5 protein-coding genes are annotated in these 6,357 nt (G+C 68.5%); 1 reads left to right on the top strand and 4 read right to left on the bottom strand.

Translation table 11 applies throughout. The features are described 5' to 3' along the window. The 4 genes from dnaE to PV363_RS17980 form a co-directional block, all read right to left on the bottom strand. Nucleotides 1–2,026 (bottom strand): DNA polymerase III subunit alpha (dnaE, locus tag PV363_RS14625; protein ID WP_301022697.1); only part of this gene is annotated, 2,026 nt, incomplete at its 3' end. A 116-nt stretch (nucleotides 2,027–2,142) separates the two neighbouring features. Continuing rightward, complete coding sequence (locus tag PV363_RS14620; RefSeq protein ID WP_220344400.1) at nucleotides 2,143–3,090, bottom strand: RluA family pseudouridine synthase; 948 nt, start codon at nucleotides 3,088–3,090, stop codon at nucleotides 2,143–2,145. Further along, nucleotides 3,087–3,671 (bottom strand): signal peptidase II, encoded by a 585-nt coding sequence (lspA, locus tag PV363_RS14615; RefSeq protein WP_220344399.1) that lies wholly within the window; start codon nucleotides 3,669–3,671, stop codon nucleotides 3,087–3,089. Before lspA ends, PV363_RS14620 begins: the two co-directional genes overlap by 4 nt. After that, on the bottom strand, nucleotides 3,644–4,462 hold the full coding sequence (locus tag PV363_RS17980; RefSeq protein ID WP_366525490.1) for a TraR/DksA C4-type zinc finger protein: 819 nt from the start codon (nucleotides 4,460–4,462) through the stop codon (nucleotides 3,644–3,646). Before PV363_RS17980 ends, lspA begins: the two co-directional genes overlap by 28 nt. A gap of 484 nt (nucleotides 4,463–4,946) precedes the next feature. On the opposite strand from PV363_RS17980, the gene PV363_RS14605 reads away from it, so the two are divergent. Next, nucleotides 4,947–6,357: class I tRNA ligase family protein (locus PV363_RS14605; protein ID WP_301022698.1), on the top strand; the 1,411-nt coding region annotated here is incomplete at its 3' end.

The following is a 6,357-nucleotide window of genomic DNA, read 5'->3' as shown; positions in this document are numbered from 1 at the left end:
GGCGGGCGTACTTGTTGTGCGAGTCGGCGCCCATCGGGCCGGGACGATAGAGCGCACCGACGGCGGAGATGTCCTCGAAGCTGTCGGGGCGCATGCTCCGCAGCAGGGCTCGCATGGGGCCGCCGTCGAGCTGGAAGACGCCGAGGGTGTCGCCGCGCGACAGCAGCGCGAAGGTCTCCTCGTCGCTCAGCTCGAGGTCCTCGAGGACGACCTCCTCGCCACGGTTGGCGCGGATGTTGTCGAGGGCGTCGTCGAGGACCGTGAGGTTGCGCAACCCCAGGAAGTCCATCTTGATCAGTCCGAGCGCCTCGCACGTCGGGTAGTCGAACTGGGTGATGATCGCGCCGTCCTGCTCCCGCTTCATCACCGGGATGATGTCGAGCAACGGCTCGCTCGACATGATGACGCCGGCGGCGTGGACGCCCCACTGACGCTTGAGGCCCTCGAGGCCGACCGCCGTGTCGACCACGCGCTTGGCGTCGGGGTCGGTGTCATAGAGCGACCGGAACTCGCCGCCCTCGTTGTAGCGGGCGTGCCCGGCGTTGAAGATCTCCTTGAGCGGGACGTCCTTGCCCATGATCACCGGCGGCATCGCCTTGGTGATCCGCTCTCCCATGGAGAACGGGTAGCCCAGCACGCGCGACGCGTCCTTGACGGCCTGCTTGGACTTGATCGTGCCGTAGGTGACGATCTGCGAGACGCGGTCGTCGCCGTACTTGTCGGTGACGTAGCGGATGACCTCGCCGCGCCGACGCTCATCGAAGTCGACGTCGAAGTCGGGCATCGAGACACGGTCGGGGTTGAGGAACCGCTCGAAGATCAGGCCGTGGACGATCGGGTCCAGATCGGTGATGCGCATCGCGTACGCGACCATCGATCCGGCGCCGGAGCCTCGGCCGGGCCCCACCCGGATGCCGTTCTCCTTGGCCCAGTTGATGAAGTCGGCAACGACGAGGAAGTATCCGGCGAAGCCCATCTTGAGGATGACATCGACCTCGAAGTCGGCGCGGGCCCGCACCTCCTCCGTGATGCCCTGGGGGTAGCGCTCAGCCAGCCCGCGGTCGACCTCCTTGAGGAGCCACGTCTCCTCCGATTCGCCCTCGGGGACCGGGAACCGCGGCATGAAAGTGCCGTTGCCCTCGGTGAACTCGACCTCGCACCGCTGCGCGATCAGCAGTGTCGTGTCGCACGCCTCGGCCAGACCGGCGTCCTGCTCCCAGATCTGCCGCATCTCCTGCGGCGACTTGATGTAGTAGCCGTTGCCGTCGAACTTGAACCGCGTCGGGTCGGCCAGCGTCTTGCCGGACTGCACGCACAGCAGCGCCTCGTGCGCCGTGCTGTCCTCCGGGTTGGTGTAGTGCGAGTCGTTGGTGGCGACGAGGCGGAGGTCGAGGTCCTTGGCGAGGCGCAGGAGGTCGTCCCGGACCCGCGTCTCGATCGAGAGGCCGTGGTCCATGAGCTCGACGAAGAAGTTGTCACGGCCGAAGATGTCCATGAACTCAGCGGCGGACTGGCGAGCCCTCGCGTAGTCGCCGATGCGGAGCCACGTCTGCACCTCGCCGGACGGGCACCCGGTCGTCGCGATGAGCCCCTCGGCGTACTCGGCGAGAAGCTCGCGGTCGGCACGGGGCTTGTAGAAGAAGCCCTCGAGCGAGGACCGCGACGACAGCCGGAACAGGTTGTGCATCCCGGTGGTGCTCTCGGCGAGCAGCGTCATGTGCGTGAACGCACCGCCGCCCGAGACGTCGTCACCGCCGCCCTTGTTCCACTGGACGCGCTTGCGCTCCGAACGGTGGGTGTCGGGGGTGAGGTAGGCCTCCATGCCGATGATCGGCTTGACCCCGGCCGCCTTCGCCTTGGCGTAGAAGTCGTACGCCCCGAACACGTTGCCGTGGTCGGTCATCGCGATGGCGTCCATCCCGAGCTCGGCCGTCCGCGCGAACATCTCGGTCAGCCGGGCCGCCCCGTCGAGCATGGAGTACTCGGTGTGGACGTGCAGGTGCACGAACGAGTCGGCGCTCGACATCGGGGTGGGGCCTCCTGGAAGAACGGGCCGGCGAGGGGGTCGATGACAGCCTACGACCACCGACCGACACCCGGGACGAGGCTCGCGGGGTGGTCTCGATCGGTGGTCGGCAGGTGTCAGTCGGCGTTGCGGATGACCTCGAGCGCACGCTCCAGGTCATCGGGGTACGGCGAGGTGAACGTCACCCAGTCACGGGTCCGAGGATGCTCGAAGCCGAGCCTGTGGGCGTGCAGCCACTGGCGCTCGAGCCCCACCCGCTTGGTCAGCGTGGGGTCCGAGCCATAGAGCGGGTCACCGACGCACGGGTGCTTCAGCGCGGCCATGTGGACTCGGATCTGGTGCGTACGACCGGTCTCGAGCTTGATCTCGAGGAGGCTCGCGAAGCGGTGCGCCTCGAGCGTCTCGTAGTGCGTCACGCTGGCCCGTCCGTCGGCCATCACGGCGAACTTCCAGTCGTGCTTCGGGTGGCGGGCGATCGGGGCGTCGACCGTGCCCTCGAGCGGGTCCGGGTGCCCCTGCACCATCGCGTGGTAGGTCTTGTCGACCTCGCGCTCGCGGAAGGCGCGCTTGAGGACGGTGTAGGCGTGCTCCGACTTCGCGACGACCATCAGCCCGCTGGTCCCGACGTCGAGCCGCTGGACGATGCCCTGTCGCTCCGGGGCACCCGAGGTGCTGATCCGGAAGCCGGCGCCGGCCAGGTGACCCACGACGGTCGGCCCGGTCCACCCGACGCTGGGGTGGGCGGCGACCCCCGCCGGCTTGTCGACGACGACGATCTCGTCGTCGTCGTGGACGATGCGGAGGTCGTCGACGATCTCGGGGACAACCTCGGCGACGTCGCGCTGCCGCGGGATCTCGACCTCCAGGAACGCCCCGGCCTCGACGCGGTCCGACTTGGACGCCGGCTTGTGGTCCACCGTGACCAGGCCGTCGGCGACGAGCTCGGCGACACGGCTGCGCGAGAGGCCCAGGAGGCGGGCCAGCGCGGCGTCGAGCCGCTCGCCCGCGAGCCCGTCCGGGACGAAGTAGGCACGCTGCTCCGCGGCTGCGGCGGGGCCGGTCATGGCGCTTCCGGCTCGGAGCCGGCCTTCTTGGCTGCCCGGGTGCCGTCGAGACCGACACCGCGGACGGTCTGCAGGACGATGATGACCGCCGCGATGTTGATCATCACGTCGGCGATGTTGAAGACCGGCCAGTTGGGTGGCCAGTCGGGGAACTGCAGAAAGTCGACGACGTGGCCCTCGAGCGGCGAGGGCTCTCGGAAGATCCGGTCGGTCAGGTTGCCCAGGGCGCCTGCCAGGAGGAGACCCAGTCCGACGGCCCACAAGGGGTCGCGCAGCTGTCGGGCCATCCGGATCACGACCACGCACACCGTGATGGCGATGAGCGTGAGCACGATCGTGAACCCGGTCGCCATCCCGAAGGCGGCGCCCGGGTTGCGCAGGAAGGTGAGGTGGAGCACGTGCGGCACGAGGACGACGGGGTCGGCGTCCTCGAGGCGTGCGACGGCGATGATCTTGGTGATGAGGTCGGTGAGGTAGCCGACCAGCGCGACCACCGCGAACAGCACGATCCGTCGGGACCGTGCTGGGGGGTGGTCGGCGTCGTGATCGGGGGTCAGCGACGTTCCTCGCGTTGCTTGCATGTCATGCACAGTGTGGCACGGGGGAACGCCATCAGCCGCATCTTCCCGATCGGCTGACCGCAGATCTCGCAGTTGCCGTAGGTGCCGGCCTCGATCCGGGCGAGGGCCTTCTCCACCTGGAGGAGAAGCTCGCGGTGGTTCGCGGCGAGCGACATCTCCGCGTCGCGCTCGAGGGACGTGGAGCCCACGTCGGCCTGGTCGTTGCCCGCCCCGTCTACTCCCCCGCTGAGGAGGTCGGCGAGTCCACGCTCGGCCACCTGGATCTCGTCCAGGAGTCGGGTCCGGTCGGCCTCCAGCGCGGCTCGGACCTCCGAAATCTCGTCGGCGGACCAGGGAGCCTCGTCGGCCTTGACAGCCAAGGAGCCGGTCGTCGTCGGGTTCGTCACAGTTCTCGGTGCTCCTGTCGTACGGGGTCGCTTCGCGGCGCCCTTGGCTGGTGTCTTCTTCGCGGTCGCCTTCTTGGCCGGCGCCGCCTTCTTCGCGGTCGCCTTCTTGGCCGGCGCCGTCTTCTTGGCGGTCGTCTTCTTAGCCGCCGGCGACTTCTTGGCGGTCGTCTTCTTAGCCGCCGCCTTCGTGGCGGTCGCCTTCTTGACCGGCGCCGCCTTCTTGGCCGCCGGCGCCTTCTTCAGGGTCGCCTTCTTGGCCGGCGCCGCCTTCGTGGCGGTCGTCGTCGTGGCCGGCGCCTTCTTCGAGGGCGTCGCCTTGCTCGCCACCTTGCGTGCGGCACCCTTCACGGCTGCCACGCCGCGCGACGCGGCACTGCGCTTGCTGGTCTTGGTCGTGCTCGCCATCTCTGGCCCCCTCGATGTGCACGAAATGCCACACATCGAGGCCATCCGCTCGGGATCGCCTCGATGTGACGTGGTGCCCGAACAATAGGCGGGCGTTCGGCCGTTCACAAGCCGATTTGCCTGTGTCGCCCGCTCTGCCCGACTCCTGGCGCGCTGCACTAGACTGGTGTCCGCCGCAGGCATCGACGAGGACGCGCGGCGTACGTCTCCTGAGCACGAGCGATCCGGGGTTGGTGCGAGCCCGGAGCTTAGCCGTACGCCGTATCACCTCGGAGCCGCCGGAAGAACGGCGCACACCGTGCGCTCACTAGACCCGCGCAGCGGCAGACCAGAGAGGGTGGGCGGATCGTCGTCCACCAAGGAGGGTGGTACCGCGGGGCCGAGCGCCTCGTCCCTTCGCCGAGCCGAAGCTTTCGTGACTTGTCGGAGGAAGACCGTGACCGCCGCGTACCCCGCTGTTCCCGCCCACGTGGACCTACCCGCCATGGAGCGCGACATGATCGCGCTCTGGGAGCGGGAAGGCACCTTCGAGACCTCGCTCGAACAGCGCGACGGCGCCCCGCGCTGGACGTTCTACGAGGGGCCTCCGACCGCCAACGGCACGCCGGGCGTCCACCACGTCGAGGCACGGGTCTTCAAGGACGTGTTCCCGCGGTTCCGCACGATGCAGGGCTACCTGGTCGAGCGCAAGGGCGGCTGGGACTGCCACGGCCTCCCCGTCGAGATCGCCGTCGAGAAGGAGCTCGGCTTCAACGGCAAGCCCGACATCGAAGCCTTCGGTGTCGCCGAGTTCAACGCGAAGTGCCGCGAGGCGGTGCTGCGCAACGTCGGCCTGTTCGAGCAGATGACCGAGCGGATGGGCTACTGGGTCGACACCGACAACCCGTACCGCACGATGGACACGCCGTACGTCGAGAGCGTCTGGTGGGCTCTGCAGCAGATCTTCGACAAAGGGCTGCTCGCGGAGGACTACCGCGTGGCGCCGTACTGTCCGCGATGCGGCACCGGCCTGAGCGACCATGAGGTCGCCCAGGGGTACGAGTCGGTCGTCGACCCGTCGGTCTACGTGCGCTTCCCTCTGACCTCTGGTCCCCTGGCCGGCGAGGCGTCGTTGCTGGTCTGGACGACCACGCCGTGGACGCTGGTGTCCAACGCGCTGGTCGCGGCCAAGGCCGACATCACGTACGTGGCGGTCAGCAACGGGCACGAGACGCTCGTCGTCGCCGAGCCCTTGGTCGAGACGGCGCTCGGCGAAGGATGGACGGTCGATGCGCGCTTCGAGGGCGCCGAGCTCGAGGGGTGGACGTATGCGCGCCCGTTCGACCTCGTCGACTGGCCCGACGACAACGCGCACTACGTGGTGACCGAGGACTACGTCACCACCGACGACGGCTCGGGCCTGGTCCACCAGGCGCCAGCGTTCGGCGCGGACGACTTCGCGTCCGGGAAGCGCAACGGCGTGGCGATGGTCAACCCGATCGACCCCACCGGCCACTTCGAGGACGGGCTGGACCTGGTCGGCGGCGCGTTCTTCAAGAAGGCCGACGCGATCCTGGTCGAGGACCTCGAGCGTCGAGGCCTGCTCTTCCGCCACCTCCCCTACGAGCACAGCTACCCGCACTGCTGGCGCTGCCGGAACCCGCTGATCTACAAGGCGGTCTCCTCCTGGTTCGTGGAGGTCACCAAGATCAAGGACCGCATGGTCGAGCTGAACCAGCAGATCAACTGGATCCCGGAGAACGTCAAGGACGGCCAGTTCGGCAAGTGGCTGGAAAACGCCCGCGACTGGTCGATCAGCCGCAACCGCTACTGGGGCAGCCCCATCCCGGTCTGGGTCTCCGACGACCCCAACTACCCGCGCACCGACGTCTACGGTTCGCTGGAAGAGCTCAAGG

The organism is Mumia sp. (assembly GCF_028803055.1).
Lineage (GTDB): Bacteria > Actinomycetota > Actinomycetes > Propionibacteriales > Nocardioidaceae > Mumia.
Note: the sequence above shows the minus strand (reverse complement) of the source record. Positions and strands in the feature narration are given on the sequence as shown.

Bases quoted from the DNA above. Each gene is read 5' to 3' on its own strand.
- PV363_RS14620 (WP_220344400.1), bottom strand. From the start codon at position 3,090: ATGACCGGCCCCGCCGCAGCCGCGGAGCAGCGTGCCTACTTCGTCCCG.
- lspA (WP_220344399.1), bottom strand. From the start codon at position 3,671: ATGCAAGCAACGCGAGGAACGTCGCTGACCCCCGATCACGACGCCGAC.
- PV363_RS17980 (WP_366525490.1), bottom strand. From the start codon at position 4,462: ATGGCGAGCACGACCAAGACCAGCAAGCGCAGTGCCGCGTCGCGCGGC.